Origin of the sequence: Cryobacterium sp. MDB1-18-1, from assembly GCF_004402735.1 — a bacterium.
Classification (GTDB): domain Bacteria; phylum Actinomycetota; class Actinomycetes; order Actinomycetales; family Microbacteriaceae; genus Cryobacterium; species Cryobacterium glucosi.
Map to the genome: position 1 here is coordinate 1 of NZ_SOFR01000034.1, position 4,280 is coordinate 4,280.

Annotated in this window: 3 protein-coding genes; all 3 read left to right on the forward strand. The window is 69.2% G+C overall.

Annotated elements, in window-relative coordinates:
* Positions 1–154: 154 nt before the first annotated feature.
* Entirely contained in the window at positions 155–679 is a 525-nt protein-coding gene (locus E3O50_RS08360) for a hypothetical protein (protein WP_134558370.1), read from the forward strand.
* Complete coding sequence (locus tag E3O50_RS08365) at positions 676–2,547, forward strand: copper resistance protein CopC (RefSeq protein ID WP_134558371.1); 1,872 nt, start codon at positions 676–678, stop codon at positions 2,545–2,547. Before E3O50_RS08360 ends, E3O50_RS08365 begins: the two co-directional genes overlap by 4 nt.
* Positions 2,544–4,280 (forward strand): S8 family serine peptidase (locus tag E3O50_RS08370; RefSeq protein ID WP_166790599.1); only part of this gene is annotated, 1,737 nt, incomplete at its 3' end. The genes E3O50_RS08365 and E3O50_RS08370, both read left to right, overlap by 4 nt.

A 4,280-nucleotide genomic window follows, 5' to 3' on the forward strand; every position in this document is an offset into this window, starting at 1 on the left:
CTACTACAACGCGGGCACCTGGTCGGTCTACTTCGATGGCACCGCCCACGGCCTCACCACCGCCAACCAGGACCTGGACGCCTTCGATGTCCCGTAGCGAACAGCGTCGGTCGGCCGGTCGCTCCCGGCCGGCCGATGGAAGGAAGGACCCGCAATGATCACCGACATCCTGCCGGAGTCGAACACGCACCCGGAGTCGAACCCGGAAGAGCCGAAGGAGCGCCCCGGCCGTCGCCGGCTGGTCGCGATCGCCGTGGTCGCCGTCCTTCTTCTCGGCGCAAGCACTGCTGCTGCGTTCGCCTGGTGGCCGGGGCAGAAGGCCGATGTTCGCGCGGGCACCACCCTGGTCACCGCAGAGGGCATGGCGGCTCGGTACGGAATCGACGTCAACCTGATCGGAGTCACGGCGGCGGGCGGCCTGATCGAATTCCGCTACCAGGTCGTCGACCCCGACAAAGCCGACCGGATGATCCACGACACGACCCTGCTGCCCATCGTGGTCGTTGAGGACACCGGGGCGACCATGGTCATCTCCAGGCCCCACCACGCGTCAGAGCTCGAACTCGGGGGAACCTACTTCTTCCTGTTCGCCAACTCCCACAACGCCATTCACGCCGGTTCACTCGTGACCCTGGTCCTGGGCGACTCCCGGCTCGAGCACATCGAGGCCCGGGGATGAACAGGTCCCGGCTCCGGGTGCGGAGCCGCGCGGCCGCGATTCTTCTTGCCGCCTTCGTGCTGGTCCTGTTCGGGGCATCGCCTGCCTGGGCCCACAGCGGCCTCGAGCGCTCCGATCCTCCCAATGGCGGTGTGATCTCCGTGGGCAGATCAGCACTCACCCTCTGGTTCACGGAAGCCATCGCAGCGGATGCCAGCACCTTCGAACTCCACACCTCCGACGGAGTGCGGGTCGTCGTGACGGCATCCGTGTCCGAGACGGATGACGGGGGCATCGTCAGAATCCACACGCAACCGCTCGAGAAGGCGACCTACCTGCTGGACTGGAAGGTGCTCGCCACCGATGACGGTCACACGTCCAACGGGTCGGTGTACTTCGGAGTCGGGACTCGCCCCACGGGAGTCGCCTCCGCAGCGGGCGGACTCCCCGATCTTCCCGGACTGCTGATCCGTTGGATCGACCTCTCCGCGATCATCCTCGGAATCGGTGCGATCGCCGTCTCCGGACGAGTACTCGGTTCGATGGGCGCGGCAGGGACAGCGCCGCGCCGGCGTTCACTCCTCATCGGAGCCCTCGCAACCGGCGTCGCGGTCGTCACCGGGGCACTCACCCCCTTTCTCCTCACCCAGCCGGGCGGTGGCTCCCTGGGCGACTGGTTCGACGCCACCTGGGCCACCCTGACCGGCACCCCGTGGGGCTACCTGTGGTCGGGGCGGGAGATCGCGCTCGTGATCGCGGCAGCGACCCTGTACCGGGCGGCACGTTCGCGTCAGCCCGGCGGGCAGCTGCGCGTTGCCGTCGTCGCGCTCGTTGCCGTCGTCGGCCTGGAATCGTGGGCAGGTCACGCGTCAACCCTGCCCCGGGGATCCGCTCTGGCCGTCCTTGCCGCCGCTTCGCACATGGTCGCCGCGGGAGTCTGGGCCGGTGGCCTTGCCGTCCTTGCCCTGTGCCTGATCCCTCTGCTTCGCCGCAACCGGGACACCCGCGGCCCGATCCTCGCGTCGGCCTGGCGCGCGTTCAGCCCGATGGCCGCCATCGCAACCGTTGTCCTGGTTGCGACCGGGCTCTACGAGGCGGGTCTCCACATCCCCGACCTGACCAGCGTGGCCTCGACCGTCTACGGCGCCGTCGTCGCAGGAAAGCTTGTCCTGGTCGCCGTTGCCCTGATCCTCGCCGGGATCAACACTCTGCTCGTCAATCCCCGACTGGCCGCGCGGGTGGGCCGCATCCTCGGCCGATCCGGCGGGTGGGCGCCGGTACCGCCCCGCCGATTCGCCGCCGTCGTCGGTGCCGAGATCCTCATTCTGGTCCTCGCGGTGGGTGCTGCCGGACTGCTCACCTCGGTTCCCACTGCCCGGGAGATCGCCTCGGCGACCCAGCAGACCACCCTGCACACGGCCACCGTCGACGGGCTCTTCGTCACGCTCGAGCACGTGGCGGCCGGACCGGACCGGAGCCGTCTGATCGTTCGGGCCCGTTCGATCGTCAAACTGGAGGCGCAGCCCGTCAGCGACGTCACGGTGACCCTCGCCGGCCCGACAGGAACGACGGGTGAGGTGATCCTCGAGCGGATCGAGCAGGGCCGTTTCGAAGCAGAGATAGCCCAGCCGACTGCCGGCGGGTGGAATGCGATCGTGGCCCTGGACCGGGACGGCCTCCCCACCGCGGTCGCGCAGGTCGACTGGACCGTCGCCGCCGCGAGCCCCGCGGATGCCCGCCCGCTGGAAGTGGTGACATCCGTTCTCGACATCCTGCTGCTCGGAGCCATGCTGGGTGTCGTTATCGTCGCCCGTCGCCGGGTGCACGCCGCGGTTGCGGTTTCGTTCCATCCTGTCCGGGCCAGCGAAAACAGCGGGAGCAAACGATGAAGAAGACACTTGCCGTTGCGGCACTGGTCGCGCTGCTGGTCACGGGACTCGCCCCCGCGGCCTCGGCCCGGCCCGGCACTGCTCCCGGATCCGCCGACCTGGACCCCGGTCTTCAGGCGATCCTCGCCGCCCTCCCTCCCGGGGGCGTGACCACCGTGGTCGTGACCTTGCGCGACAGGGCCGACCTGAAGCGCGTCCGAGGCGGTACCCGTGCGGCTCGGTTGAAGGGCACCATCCAGGAGCTGACGGCCACCGCGAACGCCTCGCAGGTGCCGATCCGAAACCTGTTGCGGGCCAGGGCCGACCAGGGCACGGTCACCAGGAGCATCCCCCTCTGGGTGGTCAACGGGATCTCGGTGACCGCCACCGCAGACGTCATCCGGGACCTCGCCGAGCGCCCGGATGTCGCGAGCATCATCCCCGACGAAGTCAGGGTGGTTCCTTCCGTCGGGCTCCCGGAACCCGGCGTCGACAAGGTCAGCGCTCCGGCCTTGTGGAACCTGGGCTTTTCCGGGCAGGGCGTGGTGGTCGCGAGCCTGGACAGCGGCGTCGACGTCTCCCATCCGGACCTCGCAGGCCGATGGCGCGGTGGAACGGACAGCTGGTTCGACCCCTATGGCGAGCATCCCCTCACACCGACCGACCTCACCGGCCACGGCACGGCGACGACCGGCGTGATCCTCGGTGGGGATGCCGGCGGCACCTCGATCGGGGTGGCTCCCGGCGCCACCTGGATCGCCGCGAAGATCTTCAACGACAGGGGCGTGGCCACCGCTACGGCGATCCACCAGGCATTCCAATGGGTACTCGACCCTGACCACGATCCGAACACCCCGGACGCTCCCCAGCTCGTCAACGCGTCGTGGTCGATCGGCGCCGGCCCCGGGTGCGACCTCTCGTTCCAGCCCGACCTGCAGGCCCTGCGCGCGGTCGGCATCCTGCCCGTCTTCGCCGCCGGAAACTACGGCTCGGGCGCTTCCACCAGCGTCAGTCCGGCGAACTACCCCGAAGCCCTGTCCGTTGGTGCGGTCACCGTCAACGATCTGATCTACTCATCCGGCAGTCGCGGGCCATCCACGTGCGGCTCGCGGACCCGGATCTTCCCCGACCTCGTCGCGCCGGGCGTGAATATCCTCACCGATGATCGCTACGGCCTCTATCAGACGGCCTCTGGCACATCGATGTCTGCTCCGAACGCCACGGGCGCGCTGGCGCTGCTCCTCGGCGCCGTCCCGGGACTGACCACCGACCAGGCACAGGCGGCGCTCACAGCGACCGCGCTGGATCTCGGCCTCTCCGGCCCGGACACGGCGTATGGAAACGGCCGGATCAACGTCCTTGCCGCCTACCAGTGGCTCAAGGAACAGCCCAGCGTTGTCGACCTCACCGGACCGGTGACGTCATCACCGGTCCTGACTCCGAATCCCAGCAACGGCACGGCCGATGCCACCCTGCACGCCACCGGAAGCGACACCACGACCGGGGGCTCCGCCATCGCGGCGGCCGAGTATTTCACAGACACCCTCGGCGCCGAGGGGACGGGGACGGCGATGAGTGTCACCCCCACCCCGCCGAGCGCCGGCCTGGACGCCGCGATCCCCGCGGCAAACCTCACCGCGCTCTCGGAGGGAAGTCACACCATTTCGGTGCATGCGAAGGATGCGGCGGGTAACTGGGGTGCGGTGGCGACGACGACCCTGGTGATCGATAAGGTCAAGCCTGCGGTGAGTGCG

Coding starts and splice junctions, on each gene's coding strand:
- E3O50_RS08360 (WP_134558370.1), top strand. CDS start 155: ATGATCACCGACATCCTGCCGGAGTCGAACACGCACCCGGAGTCGAAC.
- E3O50_RS08365 (WP_134558371.1), top strand. CDS start 676: ATGAACAGGTCCCGGCTCCGGGTGCGGAGCCGCGCGGCCGCGATTCTT.